This window comes from Microvirga tunisiensis, assembly GCF_009296175.1.
In the GTDB taxonomy this organism is placed as follows: Bacteria; Pseudomonadota; Alphaproteobacteria; order Rhizobiales; family Beijerinckiaceae; genus Microvirga; species Microvirga tunisiensis.
In genome coordinates, this window is sequence record NZ_VOSK01000138.1 from 1 (window position 1) to 17,195 (window position 17,195).

General features: G+C 65.5%; 15 protein-coding genes and 1 pseudogene. 2 read left to right on the forward strand and 14 right to left on the reverse strand.

The features are described from left to right. Positions 1-266 precede the first annotated feature (266 nt). Positions 267-1,517: a class I SAM-dependent RNA methyltransferase gene (locus tag FS320_RS25020; protein WP_162003221.1), complete on the reverse strand. Its 1,251-nt coding sequence runs from the start codon at positions 1,515-1,517 to the stop codon at positions 267-269. After that, positions 1,510-2,238, reverse strand: a complete 729-nt coding sequence (locus FS320_RS25025; protein ID WP_152714618.1) for a TlyA family RNA methyltransferase — start codon at positions 2,236-2,238, stop codon at positions 1,510-1,512. The genes FS320_RS25020 and FS320_RS25025 overlap by 8 nt, the downstream gene beginning before the upstream one ends. 103 nt (positions 2,239-2,341) lie before the next feature. Between FS320_RS25025 and FS320_RS25030 the strand changes: the two genes are divergently transcribed. After that, a complete protein-coding gene (locus FS320_RS25030) occupies positions 2,342-3,055 on the forward strand; it encodes a superoxide dismutase (RefSeq protein ID WP_152714619.1) in 714 nt (237 codons plus the stop codon). Between the two features lie 193 nt (positions 3,056-3,248). On the opposite strand, the gene dxs is transcribed toward FS320_RS25030, so the two are convergent. The 10 genes from dxs to ygfZ all read right to left on the reverse strand — a co-directional run bounded on the left by dxs (position 3,249) and on the right by ygfZ (position 14,590). Further along, a complete protein-coding gene (gene dxs, locus FS320_RS25035; protein ID WP_152714620.1) occupies positions 3,249-5,156 on the reverse strand; it encodes a 1-deoxy-D-xylulose-5-phosphate synthase in 1,908 nt (635 codons plus the stop codon). A 101-nt stretch (positions 5,157-5,257) separates the two neighbouring features. Continuing rightward, the gene (locus FS320_RS25040; protein ID WP_152714621.1) at positions 5,258-5,506 is read right to left on the reverse strand and encodes an exodeoxyribonuclease VII small subunit; all 249 of its coding nucleotides are present in this window, start codon (positions 5,504-5,506) and stop codon (positions 5,258-5,260) included. Between the two features lie 35 nt (positions 5,507-5,541). After that, complete coding sequence (locus FS320_RS25045; RefSeq protein WP_244627355.1) at positions 5,542-8,211, reverse strand: DUF2339 domain-containing protein; 2,670 nt, start codon at positions 8,209-8,211, stop codon at positions 5,542-5,544. A 56-nt stretch (positions 8,212-8,267) separates the two neighbouring features. Continuing rightward, positions 8,268-8,786, reverse strand: a complete 519-nt coding sequence (locus FS320_RS25050; protein WP_152714623.1) for a tyrosine phosphatase family protein — start codon at positions 8,784-8,786, stop codon at positions 8,268-8,270. A gap of 193 nt (positions 8,787-8,979) precedes the next feature. Continuing rightward, positions 8,980-9,573: an HD domain-containing protein gene (locus FS320_RS25055; protein ID WP_152714624.1), complete on the reverse strand. Its 594-nt coding sequence runs from the start codon at positions 9,571-9,573 to the stop codon at positions 8,980-8,982. After that, positions 9,573-10,181 (reverse strand): DNA-3-methyladenine glycosylase I, encoded by a 609-nt coding sequence (locus tag FS320_RS25060; protein ID WP_152714630.1) that lies wholly within the window; start codon positions 10,179-10,181, stop codon positions 9,573-9,575. Before FS320_RS25060 ends, FS320_RS25055 begins: the two co-directional genes overlap by 1 nt. 266 nt (positions 10,182-10,447) lie before the next feature. After that, entirely contained in the window at positions 10,448-10,894 is a 447-nt protein-coding gene (aac(6'), locus tag FS320_RS25065) for an aminoglycoside 6'-N-acetyltransferase (RefSeq protein ID WP_420846769.1), read from the reverse strand. A 16-nt stretch (positions 10,895-10,910) separates the two neighbouring features. After that, the gene (locus FS320_RS25070) at positions 10,911-11,558 is read right to left on the reverse strand and encodes an FMN-binding negative transcriptional regulator (protein ID WP_152714626.1); all 648 of its coding nucleotides are present in this window, start codon (positions 11,556-11,558) and stop codon (positions 10,911-10,913) included. 98 nt (positions 11,559-11,656) lie between these two features. Further along, positions 11,657-13,603, reverse strand: coding sequence for a hybrid sensor histidine kinase/response regulator (locus FS320_RS25075; protein ID WP_152714627.1), 1,947 nt, complete (start codon positions 13,601-13,603; stop codon positions 11,657-11,659). A 108-nt stretch (positions 13,604-13,711) separates the two neighbouring features. Then, positions 13,712-14,590 (reverse strand): CAF17-like 4Fe-4S cluster assembly/insertion protein YgfZ, encoded by an 879-nt coding sequence (gene ygfZ, locus FS320_RS25080; protein WP_152714628.1) that lies wholly within the window; start codon positions 14,588-14,590, stop codon positions 13,712-13,714. Positions 14,591-14,663: 73 nt separating this feature from the next. Between ygfZ and FS320_RS25085 the strand changes: the two genes are divergently transcribed. Then, complete coding sequence (locus tag FS320_RS25085; protein WP_152714629.1) at positions 14,664-15,998, forward strand: dihydroorotase; 1,335 nt, start codon at positions 14,664-14,666, stop codon at positions 15,996-15,998. 339 nt (positions 15,999-16,337) lie between these two features. Here the strand turns inward: FS320_RS25085 and FS320_RS25090 are convergent, their stop codons facing one another. Both FS320_RS25090 and FS320_RS25095 read right to left on the reverse strand, forming a co-directional pair. Next, positions 16,338-16,601 carry a hypothetical protein gene (locus FS320_RS25090; protein WP_152714631.1) on the reverse strand — a complete coding sequence of 88 codons (264 nt, stop codon included), beginning with the start codon at positions 16,599-16,601 and terminating at the stop codon, positions 16,338-16,340. A gap of 187 nt (positions 16,602-16,788) precedes the next feature. Then, positions 16,789-17,195: pseudogene (locus tag FS320_RS25095) on the reverse strand (HlyD family secretion protein); the annotation flags it as partial.

Here is a 17,195-nt window from a genome sequence, read left to right on the forward strand (position 1 = left end):
CTATCTGGCGCGAAACGGGTTTACTCACATCCCGGCGCCGGCACAAAACGCCAAAACCCTCACAGGCGCTTCAGCGATGCTTGGTATACGCACTCTGCCATGCCGTGTGATGGGCTAAACTCGAGCTAAGAAGACGGCATCAAAATTGTCCGAGATGGCCGGGCTTGTCCCGGCCATCTCGATCCGAAGAGCGCGATGCCCTCCTTATCGAGATCACCGGCACAAGACCGGTGATGACGTGCGATGTTGTGGATGTAATATCGGCATTACCGCCGCTTCTTCACCACGTCCCGCCTCAGGATTCCGACGACCTCCAGGTGCGGCGAGTGCTTGAACTGGTCGACCGGGATCACGCGCTCGAGACGATAGCCGCTGCCGATCAGGATGGCCGCATCGCGCGCGAAGGTGGCGCCGTCGCAGGAGACGCTGACGACGAGCGGGACTTTCGATACCGCGAGCTGCTTTACCTGCGCTTCGGCACCCACGCGCGGCGGATCGAGCACGACGGCGTCGAAAGCGTTGAGTTCAGGCGTCAGCAGTGGTCGGCGGAAGAGATCGCGCGCCTCGGTCGTGACGCGACGCAATCCAGGCGTTGCGCGCACAGCCTTGTCGAGGGCAACCATCGAACCTTTGTCGAATTCGACGGCATGCACGTCCGCCTTCTCCGCAAGCCGCAATGAGAAGGGGCCCGTGCCGGCAAAGAGATCGGCGACGCGCTTGGCGCGCGCGCAGGCCTCGGTGACGAAGCCGGCAAGCGTTTCCTCTCCGAGCTTCGTTGCCTGCAGGAACGAGCCTGCAGGCGGGACGACGGCAGCGCGGCCCATCACGACGGCGGGAGGACGCCGTTCCACGATCACGTCGCCGTGGATCGAGAGGCGCGAGAGATCGAGGTTGGCAGCAAGATCGATGAGCCGAAGACGGTCCGGATCCTTCAGGGGACCGTACCCGCGCACATCTACGTCGAAGCCGGTCTGCGTTGCGGTAATCTGGATGTCGAGCGGCTTGCGCGGCCCCTTCAGATGTTCGCCGACGGCGCGCGCGATGGCGGGGGCCTGCTCCTTCAGGCCGGGTTCCGCGATGGGGCAGAAGGCGATCTCGACGATCTGGTGGCTGCGCGGGGCCATGAAGCCCACATGCATGGCGCGGTCGGGAAAGCGCACATGCAGCGTGACGCGCCGACGCCCGTCGCCGTGGGCGTCGATGAGCGGCTCGATAGGCGCCTCGATCCGCGCCTGCCTCAGGGTATGGACGAGCGTGTCGTGCTTCCATGCCTGATAGAAGCCGTGCTTCATGTGCTGCGTCGCGCAGCCGCCGCATTCATCGAAATAGGGGCAGAACGGCGTCTCGCGCTCGGGCGAGGCCACATCGACGCTGACGAGGCGCGCATGCGATCCGTCGCGCTCGATGGTCACGGTCTCGCCCGGCAGCACCTTCGGGACGAAGACGGGTCCCGAGCCGCCCTCCGCGATTCCGTCGCCCTTTGCGCCGAGGCGCTTGATCGTTACCTGTTCAGCCACGGCGGGCTCCCAATAAAAATTCACGATTGCCGTCCCCGCCCTCGATGGGCGAGGGGACGAGCCCGATGATGGTGAAGCCGAGCGAGGCGACGAAAGCCGTCAGGTTCTCGCACACGGCGCGGTGCATGGCCTCGTCGCGCACGATGCCTTTCTTGACGTGATCGCGGCCGGCCTCGAATTGCGGCTTCACGAGAACGGCAAGTTCCGCGCGGGGCTTCAGCACGGCGATGGCGGGAGGTAGGACGAATTTGAGTGAAATGAAGCTCACATCTGAGACGAGGAGATCGGCTGCTCGCGGGATGAGATCGGGGTTCAGCGAGCGGGCATCCGTGCCTTCGAGATTCGTCACTCGCGCATTGCCGACGATGGTCGGATGCAGCTGACTGTGCCCCACGTCCACCGCATAGACATGGGTCGCGCCGCGCGTCAGGAGCACTTCCGTGAAGCCGCCCGTGGAGGCGCCGACATCGAGGCAGATCTTGTCCTTCGGATCGATATGGAATGCATCGAGCGCCGCTGCCAGCTTCACGCCGCCGCGGGACACATAAGGGTGCGGCTGCTCGGCCGTGATGACAGCCTCCTCGGGCACCGCATCGGACGCCTTGCGGATGACGGCGCCGTTTACGGTCACGAGGCCGGCCGCAATGGCCTCCTGCGCCCGGGCGCGGCTTGCGAAGAAGCCGCGCTCGACGAGAACCACATCGGCGCGCTTGCGGGTCATCGAGGCCTCGAATCCATCTGGTTCACGATCCTTTCATAGGCCGGAACCGAGTCCCGCCCTAGAATATCTCCGTTCACAATCCCCACAGGCCAACGGAGGTCCCATGCTCAGCCGTCGACATCTTCTGACAGGTGCAACCCTGCTGGCCGCCAGCGCTGCCATCCCCCGCGCCTGGGCGCAAGCCCCGACGGGGCCGTTCAAGCTCGATCCCTTGCCCTATGCGCCTTCCAAGAACGAGCCGCATATCGACGCTCAGACCATGGAGATCCACCATGGCAAGCACCATGCGGCCTATGTCAACAATCTCAACACGGCCCTGAGCCAGAACGCCGAGGCGGCCAAGATGCCGCTCCAGGACATGCTGGCGAATCTGAGCAAAGTCCCTGAATCGATTCGTCCGGCGATCCGCAACAATGGCGGGGGGCACGCCAACCACACCATGTTCTGGCAGATCATGGGCGGGTCGGGCGGCGAGCCCTCGGGCGATCTGAAGGCTGCCATCGACCGGGATCTCGGCGGATTCCAGAAATTCCAGGCCGATTTCAACACGGCGGGCGAGAGGCAGTTCGGCGCCGGCTGGGTCTTCGTCACGGTTTCCCGCGACGGCAAGCTCGCCCTCGTATCGAGGCCCAACCAGGATACGCCCCTGATGGACGGGCAGCGGGTCCTGATGGGCAACGACGTGTGGGAGCACGCCTATTACCTGAAATACCAGAACCGCCGGCCGGATTATCTCAAGGCCTGGTGGAACGTGCTCGACTGGAACAGGATCGGCCAGCGCTATGCCGCCGCCAAGGCGGGAACGCTGACGATTTAGTGAGATGTCGTAGTCCCATCACTTGAGCCTCATCCTGAGGAGCAGATGAAGTCTGCGTCTCGAAGGAGAGGGCGTCTCCAGTGCACACTGGATCCTCCGAGACGGTCGCGTCGCGACCTCCTCAGGATGAGGACGGGAGAGTGGCGGAACGACGAGGATCGCCGGGACAAGCCCGGCTATGACGGGTGGGCGCTCAAGCCCGCGCCTTGCGGGCCTCTTCCTGTCCGAGAGCCTCGAACACCTTGGTCACGATGCCCGCCGAATCGAGCCCGGCCTTGGCATACATGCGCTCGGGCTTGTCGTGGTCCTGGTAGATGTCGGGCAGGATCATGGAGCGCACCTTAAGGCTGCCACGGTCGAGCGCGCCCTTGTCGGCGAGAAGCTGCAGCACGTAGGACCCGAATCCGCCGATGGAGCCTTCCTCGACGGTCACGAGAACCTCATGATCGCGGGCAAGCCGCAGGATCAAGTCCTCATCGAGCGGCTTGGCGAAGCGGGCATCCGCCACGGTGGTGGACAGGCCGCGGGCTTCCAGCTCCTCCGCTGCCGTCAGGGCTTCGGAGAGGCGGGTGCCGAGCGACAGGATCGCGATGCGGCTGCCCTGCTTGACGATCCGGCCCTTGCCGATGGCAAGCGGGATGCCCTTTTCGGGCATGTCGACGCCCACGCCCTCGCCGCGTGGGTAGCGGAAGGCGATAGGGCCTGAATCGTAGGCTGCCGCGGTCGCCACCATATGGACCAGCTCCGCTTCGTCGGCGGCGGCCATGACCACCATGTTCGGCAGGCAGCCAAGATAGGCGACGTCGAAGGAACCGGCATGGGTCGGGCCATCGGCGCCGACGAGGCCGGCGCGGTCGAGGGCGAAGCGCACGGGCAGGTTCTGGATCGCCACGTCGTGCACCACCTGGTCGTAGGCGCGTTGCAGGAAGGTGGAATAGATGGCGCAGAACGGCTTGTAGCCTTCCGTCGCCATGCCGGCGGCGAAGGTCACCGCGTGCTGCTCGGCGATGCCCACGTCGAAGGTACGGGTGGGGAATTCCTTGCCGAAGAGGTCGATGCCCGTTCCCGATGGCATGGCGGCCGTGACGGCGACGATCTTGTCGTCCTGGCGTGCTTCCTTGATCAGGCTCTCACCGAACACCTTGGTGTAGGAGGGGGCGTTGGCTTTGGCCTTCGTCTGAGCGCCCGTGACCACGTCGAAGGTGACGACGCCGTGGTACTTGTCGGCTGCCGCCTCCGCGGGCGCGTAGCCCTTGCCCTTCTTGGTCACCACGTGGACGAGGACCGGACCGGTCTCGGTGTCGCGGACGTTCTTCAGGATCGGCAGCAGGTGGTCGAGATTGTGCCCGTCGATGGGACCGACGTAGTAGAAGCCGAGCTCCTCGAACATCGTGCCGCCGGTCCAGAAGCCGCGGGCGAATTCCTCGGCGCGCTGGGCCTTCTCGTAGATGAATTTCGGCAGCTTCTTCGCCAGCTGCTTGGCCGTCTCGCGGATGCCGCGATAGGTGCCGCCGGAGACGAGGCGGGCGAGATAGGACGACATGGCGCCGGTCGGCGGCGCGATCGACATGTCGTTGTCGTTGAGGATGACGATGAGGCGCGAATGCATGGCGCCCGCATTGTTCATGGCCTCGTAGGCCATGCCGGCCGACATGGCCCCGTCGCCGATCACGGCGATCACGTTGTTGCGCTTGCCGTCGAGATCCCGCGCCACGGCCATGCCGAGGCCGGCCGAGATCGACGTGGAGGAATGGGCCGCGCCGAAGGGGTCGTATTCGCTCTCCTGGCGCTTGGTGAAGCCCGACAGCCCGTCGGCCTGGCGCAGGGTCCGGATTCGATCCCGGCGGCCGGTGAGGATCTTGTGCGGATAGGCCTGGTGGCCCACGTCCCAGATCAGCCGGTCGCGAGGGGTATCGAACACATAGTGCAGCGCCACCGTCAGCTCGACCACGCCCAGGCCCGCGCCGAGATGTCCGCCGGTGACGGACACGGCGCTGATCGTCTCGGTCCGCACCTCGTCCGCCACCTGCCGGAGCTGGTTTTCGGGCAATTGACGCAGATCGTCCGGGGACTTGATGGTGTCGAGGAGAGGTGTGGACAACGTTATACTCGCCAAGCTTCAGCCGGAGGCCATCTCAAGGAGATAAGGTCGCGCAGGGCCGGGGTCAAACGCGACACTCGGGCATTCCCCGCAAAGCCTGACTACTCCGCGACATCCAGCGGAGTCGTGCCGGAGGCCGCGCCGTCGGGACCGATGGTGATTTTTTCGATGCGGGCCTCGGCTTTCTTGAGGAGCTGCTCGCAATGCTTCTTCAGGGCCTCGCCGCGCTCATAGATCGCGATCGAGTCCTCCAGAGGCACATCGCCGCGCTCGAGGCGGCGAACGATATCCTCCAGCTCGGCCAGGGCCTTTTCGAAGGGGAGGGTCTTGAGGGAAGCGGTGTCGGTCATGCGGTTATCCGTCAAATGTCTGTTCTTGCGCAATCTCACGATGGAATTGCGGCATCGCTTGGTCGGCGTGCGAGGAGTCTCTGATAGACGAGACCGATGCCGATGAGAACAAGCCCGAGCCCGATAAATGACAGAGCCCGCATGACGCCCTCCAGATTGGCGAGGTCGACGATGAAGACCTTCGCGACGGCCAGCACGAGATAGATCGCCGAGACGAGGCGGGCGGGGCGGTTGTTGAAGGCGAGCCCGAGGCCGAGCAGGAGGATGCCGATGAGGAGCAGGGCCAGGGAATAGCTCCATTGCTCGCCTTGGGTGAATCCCTGCCAGAGCGCCAGCTGAGGACCCGCGGCGATCCGCCTGATCGCCAGCCCGATATAGGCCGAGAACAGGAGCAGGCTTAAAGTCGCCGAGGACAGGCTGTAGAGGCGTGGCCGGGCGCGCCGCTCCAGAAGGGCCAGTGCGGCGGCCAGGACGGAGGGCAGCAGATAAGCCGGGATCAAGGCATTGAAGAGCGGCCCGCCCGGTATCTCGACTTCCGTCAGAAGGGGGTTGGCCACGAGAAGGAGCCCGCCTGCGCAGAGGACGAGGGACAGGATCTTGAAGATCAGCGAGCCCCAGCGATAGACCGGGTCGGATTGCCGGATATCCAGGCGCGTGAGGACGATCGCGAAGACGAGGCTTTCTGTCGCAACCAGCCCGATCTCCAGAAGATCGGTGGTCGCCGCCAGCGGATCCCCGGCGCGGAGCGCGTGGCGGGTTTCGAAGAAGACCAGGAAGGCCGCGAACGCGATTCCGAGGCTCTCCGCCAGCCGCACGGTCCAGTCGCGGCCGGTTCGCTGGAGCAGGCGGGCGGCGGCGAGGAAGGCCAGGGCCGGAACGCCGTAGCCCCAGAGGAGCCAGTTGACCAGGATCGGACCAGGATCGCCGCCCACGATGGTCGGGTCCCAGATCAGCCGCCCTAGGATGATCACACCGATGGCGCCGACTGCGTAGCGCAGAGCCGGAATGGCGATCCTGTCCGCCACCCAGGCCGTGCCCAGGGCCGTCAGGGCGAAGGCGACGGTGAGCATGCCCTTGTCGAGGGCGAAGGTCAGGCCCAGCGCCAGGGCGGCGAGGGCCGCCGAGGCGGTCGCGCCGAGCGTCAGGCGGATCGGGACCGCTGGCCCGGAGGCGTGGCGGCTCAGCCAGCTGGCGGTCGCGATGAAGGCCAGGGCGAGCCCGCCCGCCACCAGGGCGAAAGGCAGGCTCCGCTCGAATTCCGCAACCCGCCAATAGGCGGCGATGAGCGCGAGGAGCGGGCCGATTGCGGCCGTTCCCGCGTACCAGGCCGCCAGGGACACGTTCAGATGGGGCGACCGCACCGCCCTGAGCAGGCAGGCGCCCGCGATGGCGGCTGGAGCCAGAAGGGCGAGCGCGAGATAGGTCTCGATGGCATGGGGCCGCACGGCGAAGGCATCGCCGCTTTGATAGAAGAGGTTTTCGGGCGTGCCGCCGATCTCGGCCGCGATGGGCCAGACGAGAAGGACGCCGGCGACGGTCAGGGCCGCCCAGGCGGAAGCCGGAGCGGCCGGCGGGAAGCGGATTCCCGTCGCGAGGAGGACGAGCACGGTAGCGGCGACGAAGACCGGGCGGCCGTCCCCGGCAATGACCGAGCTGGAGATGGCGATGCCGGCAAGCGCAAAGGCAAGGAGAATGCCGCTGGCGGGCCAATCGATGCGGGCCTGCGCATCCGGAACGTCCCGGTAGGGGACGACCACCAGGAAGACGACGGCAAGGCCGGTCTGAACCACGAGATGCACCATGGCCGGCAAGGCATCGGCGTCGTCCATGATGAAGATGAGGAACGTCCAGGCCAGCACCCCGATGGGCGCGGCGAGCGCAAGCCAGCGCCAGAGGCGCAAACGCGCGACGCCATAGGCGGGCAGCACGACGAAGGCGAGATAGATCACGAGAGCCCAGGGCTGAGGCTTGTCCGAGGATACGAGAAGGGGACTGCCGATCGCGCCGAGCAGCCCGAGGGCCGCGAGAATGGGGCCGTGCAGCGTCGCCGCGATCATGGTCAGGACGGCGACGAGGCCCAGAAGCACGAAGGTCGCGCCGGGGCCGATCAGGCCGTAAAGGGCAAAGGCCGTGCAGGTGCCCGCCGCCGTGAGAATGGCCGGCACGTTCGCGCCCGGAATGCCCGGCAGGCTGACACGGTGCTCGCGGCGGCGCAGCCATTCGCCCGCGCCGATCAGAATAAGCGCGAAAAGCCCGCCCAGGGCGATGCGGGTCCCGGGGCTGAGCAGATTCTGCTCGATGGAATAGCGCACGAGAAAGATCCCGCCGAGCGCCAGCGCGACCCCGCCGACCCAGACGGCCCAACGGGAGCCGAGTTTCTCCTCGAAGTCCCGCGTCTTTGCGGCCGGCTGCGCCGCCGCGACCGGGATGGCAGGGACAGGCGCCGTCGCCCGACCGGGCTCGGGAGGCGCTGCAGGCTCCGGCGCCGGTTCAGCGGGCTGCTCGGTGGCCGCATCCGGGAGGGGGGCACGGTCCGCCGATGGCGCCGGCTCGCCGCCGGGAGCCCTGATCGCGCGCAACTCGCCTTCGAGGACCGCAACGCGCCGATGCAGGATGTCGAGCTTGCCGCGCGCCGACAGGCCGAGAACCAGACCCGCAATGGCGCAGACCGGGATGCTGATGACCAGCAAGGCGAGCAGGATCATGTCCAAGTGAGAGCCCCGGATGATGGGTCGGCCGTCGCCGTTCCCAAGGGAATCGGCTAGCAGCCGTTAAGCTGTAACATGAAGGGCGTGCCCTCCATAGCCTCGGCTCCCCGGCCGATGGCACGGATCGCGTCCACCATGCGACCGCGCCTGTTCAGGATGTCGTCCGCGAGGGCGATGAAGCGGGCGTTCGGGGTCGCGCTGGGAGAGGCTTGCCGCAGGGCCCAGGCAATTGTCGCTTCGTCATGGTCCGGCGCCAGGGCGCAGGCGGCAATGTAGGCGGCGGCGGTGGACCGGCTGATTCCGGCCCAGCAATGGAGGACGAGAGGGCTTTCCCGGCCCCAGGCTCGCACGAAGGCGAGAAGTTGCTCGACATGCTCCGTGGCCGGCAGGACATAGCCTTCCAGAGGCTCCACGATATCGCTGACGCCGACGAAGAGGTGGCGCTCGGCCGCGATCGTCGCGGGGCGCTGAACCTCGGCGCCAGCTCCCATGAGGCTCACCACATGGCTCGCGCGTGTCTCGGCCACGGTCTCGTGCAGGCGGGAGAGGGGACAGACATGCAGGGTCGGCATGGGTTGGATCTCATTACGGCCGGATCGTCTTACACGATTCGGTTCGACAACATGCCCTTGCCAAGTCACTCCAACCTCATCCTGAGGAGGATTGCACCGGCAATCCGTCTCGAGGGAGATTCCAGCACGCACTGAAGCCTCCTTCGAGACGCCGCTGCGCGGCTCCTCAGGATGAGGTCAGTGTTTTAAATTTTCAGCGTGCGAGCGCCGCCGTCACCTTCTCCCGGTAGCGGTCCTCGGCTTCCGCCACGGGCCAGGGTTCGAGAAGGGTGAGGACCGTCCGGGGCAGGGGCTCGGGCCGTCCGAAGAACTTGATCGCCTCCTCGCGGCCGAAGCCGGCGAGATGGGTCGCCTCCAGAAAGGCCGCCTGACGGTCCGCCTGCTTGATGAAGCGCTTGAGCGCTGCGGCTGGCTGGGCTGGCAGGCCGAAATGCAAATGGATGGCCCCGAGCAGGCCCGATTCGATGGACTTGTAGGCATCGCCGATCACGGCCTTGAAGGGCGAGATGATGTCGCCGATCACGTATTCCGGCGCATCGTGCAGCAGCACTGCGAGACGCCAGTCCGGCGACATGTCCGGATCGATGTGGCTCGCGATCGCCTCCACGAGCAGGCTGTGCTGCGCCACGGAGAAGATGTGCCCGCCCACCGTCTGGCCATTCCAGCGGGCGACGCGGGCCAACCCGTGAGCGATGTCGTCGAGTTCGACGTCGAGCGGCGAGGGATCGAGCAGATTGAGGCGGCGGCCGGAGAGCATCCGCTGCCAGACGCGGGGTTCCTTTGGCATCAGCGATTCTCGGCGAGTGCCCTGCATTCCGCGTGGCGGTAGCAGCCGGTGAGGTGGTCGTTCGTCATGCCGACCGCCTGCATGAAGGCATAGACGATGGTGGGGCCGACGAAGTTGAAGCCCTCGGCCTTCAGCGCCTTCGAGATCCTGCGGGAAACCTCCGTTTCCGTCGGCACGTCCTTGCGGGTCTTCGCATCGGTCTGGACCGGCCGTCCGTCGACGAAGTCCCACAGGAACCGCGAGAAGCCGCCGCGCTCCTGAATCACGAGCCAGGCGCGGGCACCGGCGATCGTCGCCTCGATCTTGGCGCGATTGCGCACGATGCCGGTGTCGAGCATCAGCGCCTCGACCTGCGCCTGATCGAAACGGGCGATCACCGCGGGTTCGAACCCGGCGAAGGCGCGGCGGAAGTTCTCGCGCTTGCGCAGGATCGTGATCCAGGAGAGGCCCGCCTGAAAGCCGTCGAGAATGAGCTTTTCGAACAGGGCGCGGTCGTCGAATTCCGGCACGCCCCATTCCTTGTCGTGATAGTCGACATAAAAGGGGTCGATGCCGGGCCACCAGCAGCGGGTCTTGTGGTCGGGATGAAGGATCAATCCGTCGGTCATGGGATGTGTGTAGCGGGCCTGCAGGGAAACCGGAAGATACAGGCCCGACTGTCCGGCGCATAAATTCTTCCCTTCATCGTGGCGTCCGACCGGGCACTCAAATCCTTCGTCATCACCGGCCTTGTGCCGGTGATCCCGATTGGGTGAGGCGTCCTGCTTCACGGGATCGGGATGGCCGGGACAAGCCCGGCCATGACGTGCAGAGGCTATCCACGAAAATCTGGTGAGTTCCTTCTTCCTCCTGCCGGCCAGACTTTAAGCACTGGTCAAGAGGATGACAGCGGCTTCCGGTAATAGACGACCCGCTCGGTTTCCTTGAAGCCCAGGGCCTTGTGCATGCCCTGCGAAGCGGTGTTCTCGAGGAGGACGTCGGACGCGAATTCGCTGCAGCCGAGGCGTCTCGCCCAAGTCTCGACAGCCCGGCACAGCAGGCGCGCGAGCCCCCGGTTGCGGTGCTCCGGCTCCACATAGATCCCTTCGAGGAACGCCACCGGGGACGTGCTGCAGCCGTTCACGTAGTCATGGCGCAAGGCGGCTTCTGCGAAACCGGCTGCCGTGCCGTCGGGCAGGCGGACCAGGAAGGCGGCGGCCTTCTTCTGCTCCCAGAGCATGGCCTGCGCTTCGGAGCGATGCTCCTGCACCGGAGCCTCCGGCCAGAGGGCGTGGCGCAGGGCGGCCCATTCCTCCAGCGACTGGAGGGTGCAGGGCTCGATCCTGGGGCAATTCCCATCATTCACGGGGCAGGGCTCCGCGCGCATCGACCAGTTCCGCCATCTGGTGCGAAGCGTCGTCCTGGGAGAGACGCAGGCCTGCCGACACGCCGAGCCGGTCGGCCTCGGGGCGGTTCTGGCTCACCTTCCACTTGCCTTCGATCCGTGTGATCTCGATCTCGATGCCCACGATGCCCTTGAGCTGCGCGGCAACGAAGGGCGCGGGCGCATCGCTCACATTCCAGGGCTCCGGTCGCGGACCTTCCTGCATCTCCGTCATGGCGGTGATCTGCTGCCGCAGCCAGTCCGGATCGTCCCTGATCGTCAGGCGGCCGCGGGCCTGGACGATGGCGTAGTTCCAGGTCGGTACGACCTTGCCATGCTCGCGCTTCGCCGCGTACCAGGACGGCGTGATGTAGGTCTCAGGCCCCTGGAAGACCACGAGAGCTTCCTGCGCGGGGTCGAAATTCCGCCATTGGGGATTGGCACGGGAGAGATGGGCCTTGAGGGTTCCCAAGGACGAGGCGGAGGCCTCCAGCACGAAGGGGATGGGATTGGCCTCGAGACCGTCACTGCCGAACGTCACCAGCAGCCCGAGCGGATGGGCCTTGATGAGGGCATGTTGAACCGCGAGGTCGTCCTCGCGAAAGTGCGGCGGCTGGTACATGGCATTCCCGGCGTAACAGGACGGGAATGCTAGCGATTCACGAAGGCCCGGACCAATCAAAAATCCCGATGCTCTGCATCACGTGAGGCGATGGCTTGTCAGGCTCCGGTTCGGAGACCCCGCAGCTTCTCGGCCAGTTCCGTCCAGCGATAGGGCTTGCTGATGAAAGAGACCCCTGCGCCCAGGCCCTCGGAGGGGAGAGCCGACATGGGGTAGCCCGAGGCGAGCAGGATCTTGAGATCGGGCCGCATCTCGCGGGCTTTCCGGGACAACTCCACTCCGTTCATGCCGTTGGGCATGATCACGTCGCTGAACAGGACATCGATGGAAAGATTACCATCGAGGACCTTGATCGCCTCGTTGGCATCGGTCGCCGTCACGACGTCATAGCCGAGGCTGTCGAAGATGTCGCTCGCGACCTCCAGAACGGCAGGTTCGTCCTCAACGATCAGTACGGTCCCGGCGCTGTCCCGGGCGGGACGCTCCGTCTCGTCTTCCTCCTCGGACGTCTCGATTCCGGTCTCCTGGGCCGGCAGCAGCATGGTGACCCTGGTCCCCTGACCAGGGGTGCTGTCGACCTTGATATGCCCGCCTGACTGGGTCACGAAACCGTAGACCTGGCTCAAGCCCAAACCCGTGCCCTTGCCGATCTCCTTGGTGGTGAAGAAGGGCTCGAAGACCCGGTTGACGATTTCCGGCGTCATGCCGGTGCCCGTATCCTGCACCGCGATCGAGGCATACTGGCCTGGCGGCAGATCGGATGAGGTGGAATCCATTTCGCTCAAGGTGACGTTTCCCGTCATGATCTTGAGGGAGCCGCCATTCGGCATCGCGTCGCGCGCATTGACGATCAGATTGAGCAGGGCCGATTCGAATTGCGGCGCGTCGACCGAAACCCACCGGATCCGCGGCGCAAGCGAAAGCTGCAGCCTGATCATCTCGCCGCAGGCCCGGCGCAGAACCGATTCGAAGCCTTCAATGAGCGTGTTCGGATTATGCGTATCGGGCTGCAGGGGCTGGCGGCGCGAGAAGGCGAGGAGCTGCTGCGTCAGCTTCGCGCCACGCTCGGCCGCGCGTTGCGCGCTTTCGATCAGCTTGACGTCTCGGGGTTCGCGCGCATTGCGCGTCAACAGGTCCAAGTTGTTGACGATGATCGTCAGGAGATTGTTGAAATCGTGCGCGACGCCGCCCGTAAGCTGTCCGACCGCTTCCATCTTCTGCGCCTGAAAGAGCGCGGCCTGCGCGTGTTCGAGCGCCTCCTGCGCATGCCGGCGTTCGGTGATGTCGCGTGTGATCTTGGCAAAGCCGATCAACTCGCCCCGATCGTTGCGGATCGGATCGATGACGACGCTCGCCCAGAACTGTGTGCCGTCCTTGCGCAGGCGCCAGCCCTCGGCCTCGAACTTTCCCTCGCGCGCTGCCGTTTCCAGCGCTCGCCGTGGCAGTTCCGTCGCAAGATCCTCATCGGTGTAGAACTGCGAGAAGTGGCACCCGAGGATCTCGCTCTCGGTGTAGCCCTTGATGCGCTGCGCCCCGGCATTCCAGTTCGTCACATGGCCTTGCGGATCGAGCATGTAGATGGCGTAGTCCGTCACGCCCTGCACCAGCAGGCGAAAGCGCTCTTCGCTCTCTCTGAGGGCCTCCTGGGTCTTCTTTCTCTCGGTGAGGTCCCGGGTGATCTTGGCATAGCCAAGCAAGTTGCCCCGAGCGTCGCGAATGGGGTCGATGACGACATGCGCCCAGAAGTGCGTGCCGTCCTTACGGACGCGCCAGCCCTCGGCCTCGAACTTGCCTTCGCGCGCCGCCGTTTCCAGCGCTCGCCGTGGCAGTTCCGTCGCAAGATCCTCATCGGTGTAGAACTGCGAGAAGTGGCGTCCGAGGATCTCGCTCTCGGTGTAGCCCTTGAAACGCTGAGCTCCTGCATTCCAGCTGACCACGACGCCGGTCGGGTCGAGCATGTAGATGGCATAATCGGTGACCGCATCGACGAGGAGCTGGAAGCGTCCATCCTGCGATGATGTCGTTTCCCTAGGCACTACATTCATCCAAAAATTCCCCAGCCGGACCGTCTGTGCGTTTCTTCGGCATATAATCCGGCCCAGTGGATTATAACACCGACCGGGTTTCCAAGGTTCCTCAAGCCCGGTTAGAACTTAAGACGGGAGCTCCGCTTCTCCGGGAAACGGAAAACCGATCCAGGAGGGCTTCTCGAGCCTCACCGGAATGCCTCCGGCCCGGATCACCTCGCCGGCCCTGAGCGCGTCGGCCGCCCGGTCGAGGCGGATCATCAGGAGCCCTCTGCCTTGGGCGCCGGTCCCGGTCGTGCCCAGGGCCTTTTCCCCAGCCGTCACCTCGACGCCGACATCCGCCGCGAACCCGCCTTCGTAGAGGGCGGGCACGATCCGCGTCCGGGCGGTGCCCCGGTGCTGCATGCGCGAGACGACCTCCTGGCCGACATAGCAGCCCTTGTCGAAATCGACCCCCTTGAGCTGGTCCATCAGGGCCTCGTGCGGGAAGGCATCGCCGAACAGGAAATCGCGGCCGCCCTCCGGTACGCCAAGCGCGATTCGATGGGCGTGGTAGGCCTCGGCCGGATCCTTGCCGAACTCCGCTGCGTCCTGGGCCGCCACGAGGGCGCGCCACCCGAGAGCCGGCAGGCGCGGGTCCTCGACCACGAGACCCGCCTCGTCGTCCGGTCTCGCCGCGTCCCAGCCTGCCACGATGGCGAGGGACTCGGACAGGTCCTCGACCGCCACCTTCGCCCGCAGCTTGTAGAAGCCGAGCCGCTTTGCGAGATCGGGGGCAAAGACCTTGAGAACGTCGAGATAATAGGCCCCGCCGATCTCCTGCGGAGCCTGGAAGACGATGAAGTCGAACAGGATCTTGCCCTGCGGCGTCAGCAGGGCGCCGAGGCGCGCGGTGTGCGCGGACACACGGTCCAGGTCGCAGGTGATGAGGTTGTCGAGAAAACTCTTGGCGTCCTCGCCCGAAACCCTTACCACGCCCCGGTCGGCCAGATGGACTGACGGCATGTGCCCGCTCCCCTTTCCTGATACAAGCGTGACATATGCCCGATCCGCGGCGGCCTCAAGGGATAGGATTGCCATGCCCCAGACCTTCGACCTGATCCTCAAAGGCGGCATCGTCGTGAATCACGACGGACGCGTGGAGCGCGACATCGGCGTGCGTGGCGGCCGGATCGCCGCCATCGGCGATCTGTCCCAGGCCTCCGCCGCACGGGAGATCGAGTGCCGGGGCCTGCACATCCTGCCGGGCGTCATCGACACCCAGGTGCATTTCCGCGAGCCCGGCCTCGACCACAAGGAGGATCTCGAAACGGGCTCCCGCGCGGCCGTCATGGGCGGCGTCACGGCCGTGTTCGAGATGCCCAACACCGATCCGCAGACCACGACGCCCGAGGCGCTCGCCGACAAGGTGCGGCGCGGCCATCACCGCATGCATTGCGACTTCGCCTTCTGGGTCGGCGGCACGCATGAGAATGCGAACGACGTGCCGGAACTGGAGCGCCTGCCGGGCGCCGCCGGCATCAAGGTGTTCATGGGCTCGTCCACCGGCTCGCTCCTCGTGGAGGACGACGAGGGCATCGCCAACATCCTGCGCCGCACCCGCCGCCGCGCCGCGTTCCATTCCGAGGACGAGGCGATGCTGCGCGAGCGCAGAAATCTGCGCGTCGAGGGCGATCCGCGCTCGCATCCGGTCTGGCGCTCGGCGGAAGTGGCGCTCGCGTGCACGCAGCGCCTCGTGCGCATCGCCCGGGAGACGGGCGCGCGCATCCATGTGCTGCACATCACGACCGCCGAGGAGATGGCGCTTCTCAAGGATCACAAGGATCTCGTGACGGTGGAGGTCACGCCGCATCATCTGACGCTGGTGGGTCCGGAGGATTACGAGCGCCTCGGCACCTACATCCAGATGAACCCGCCCGTGCGCGACGAACTGCATCGCGCCGCTCTCTGGCAGGGTCTCGACGAGGGCATCGCCGACGTTCTCGGTTCCGACCACGCGCCGCATACGCGCGAGGAGAAGGACAAGACCTATCCCAATACGCCGTCCGGCATGACCGGCGTGCAGACCCTCGTGCCCGTGATGCTCGATCACGTGAATGCAAGCCGGCTCACGCTGGAGCGCTTCGTCGATCTCACGAGCGCCGGCCCCAAGCGCCTCTTCGGCATCGCGAACAAAGGCCGCATCGCCGTGGGCTACGATGCCGATTTCACGGTGGTCGATCTGAAGCGCACCGAGACGATCACCAACGACTGGATCGCCTCGAAATCTCAGTGGACGCCGTACGACGGCAAGAAGGTCACCGGCTGGCCCATCGGCACGATCGTGCGCGGCAACGTGGTGATATGGGACGGTTCGCTGGAGGCTTCGTCACAGGGTGAGGTGGTGCGGTTCGAGGAGACGGCGGGCAGGTAAGAGCTAGCCTCTGCTCCTAAGGGGCAACTCGCGCCATCACAGCCTCATCCTGAGGAGGGCCATAGGTCCGTCTCGAAGGACGAGGCGTCTCCAGTGCACTCTGAACCATCCTTCGAGACGCGGACTGCATCCGCTCCTCAGGACGAGGTTGCGTTCATATTAATTCTGCGTCTCAAACTCGTCGGATGTACTCGCGGACTTATGACGCAAGCGATAGCTTTTCGACAATCCCTGCTGCAAGAAGCGGCAGGGAAAGTGAGACACTTTCATCGCTCATCGGAGCACCCACCGAGACGGCTATCGACGCTCTTCAAGATGAGGTGGCCTTTCGCGAATGCCTCAATGCTTCAGCGACATCGCCATCGAAAACGCACCCGTGCGGATCTTGTCCGGCAGGGTGGCCGCATATTCCGCAACGGCATCCTCGCCATAGGTGGCGACGAGTTCGGTGAAGGCCGCGAAGAGGGCGGCCTGGGCCATGCAATCGCCGTCGAGCCCGTCGAGCTCGGCCTCGGCGAAGGCCTCGGTCACATAGCTCAGGGCCGCCTGCTTGAGGGCGCTGAGTTCGGGCAGCTCGTCGAGAGGGACGTCGTTTTCGTTCATGATCCAGGCCCCTTTGAGGGGCGGCGCGAGTTCGGTTGAATCATTCTTAGACATCGCGCCGCCCCGCCGCCAGCATCACCTTGCAAGGAGGTTAACGCGAGAGGGGCTGGTTCGATAAATGTGGATAAGAGGCATTTGTGCAACACCAGCGGCTACAGGTCGACGAAGGGCGGCCCGTCAGGTCGCGTCAATGTCCGCTGAAGACGAGGGTCTGGATCGGCAGCACCAGCGCCTGGATCCGCAGGATCATCGCGTGCACGAGCCCGACCGCATCCACCGCATGGAGAACCAGCCCCTTTGTGGCGCCGACCTGGCCTGAAGCGATCAGGTCGTGGTTGCTGGTATAGGCGTTGGCGATGCAGGAGCTGCCGGGCGTCACGCCCTCGAGCCCGCCCTCATAGAGCGGCTCGAGAAACACGAGAATGGTCCCCGGCCGCGTCACCTGCTGCGCATCGATCAGCTGCTCCCCGCTGCGGATCTGGCCGGCGGCGATAAAGTCCTGCACGCCCGTCACGACCATCGGGATCACCGTCCAGGGCTTCGAGGCACAGGTGGCCTCGGCCACCATGCCGACCTTCATCACCTGGGCCTCGA

Coding starts and splice junctions, on each gene's coding strand:
- FS320_RS25025 (WP_152714618.1), bottom strand. CDS start 2,238: ATGACCCGCAAGCGCGCCGATGTGGTTCTCGTCGAGCGCGGCTTCTTC.
- FS320_RS25030 (WP_152714619.1), top strand. CDS start 2,342: ATGCTCAGCCGTCGACATCTTCTGACAGGTGCAACCCTGCTGGCCGCC.
- FS320_RS25040 (WP_152714621.1), bottom strand. CDS start 5,506: ATGACCGACACCGCTTCCCTCAAGACCCTCCCCTTCGAAAAGGCCCTG.
- FS320_RS25045 (WP_244627355.1), bottom strand. CDS start 8,211: ATGATCCTGCTCGCCTTGCTGGTCATCAGCATCCCGGTCTGCGCCATT.
- FS320_RS25050 (WP_152714623.1), bottom strand. CDS start 8,786: ATGCCGACCCTGCATGTCTGTCCCCTCTCCCGCCTGCACGAGACCGTG.
- FS320_RS25055 (WP_152714624.1), bottom strand. CDS start 9,573: ATGCCAAAGGAACCCCGCGTCTGGCAGCGGATGCTCTCCGGCCGCCGC.
- FS320_RS25060 (WP_152714630.1), bottom strand. CDS start 10,181: ATGACCGACGGATTGATCCTTCATCCCGACCACAAGACCCGCTGCTGG.
- FS320_RS25070 (WP_152714626.1), bottom strand. CDS start 11,558: ATGTACCAGCCGCCGCACTTTCGCGAGGACGACCTCGCGGTTCAACAT.
- FS320_RS25075 (WP_152714627.1), bottom strand. CDS start 13,603: ATGAATGTAGTGCCTAGGGAAACGACATCATCGCAGGATGGACGCTTC.
- ygfZ (WP_152714628.1), bottom strand. CDS start 14,590: ATGCCGTCAGTCCATCTGGCCGACCGGGGCGTGGTAAGGGTTTCGGGC.
- FS320_RS25085 (WP_152714629.1), top strand. CDS start 14,664: ATGCCCCAGACCTTCGACCTGATCCTCAAAGGCGGCATCGTCGTGAAT.
- FS320_RS25090 (WP_152714631.1), bottom strand. CDS start 16,601: ATGAACGAAAACGACGTCCCTCTCGACGAGCTGCCCGAACTCAGCGCC.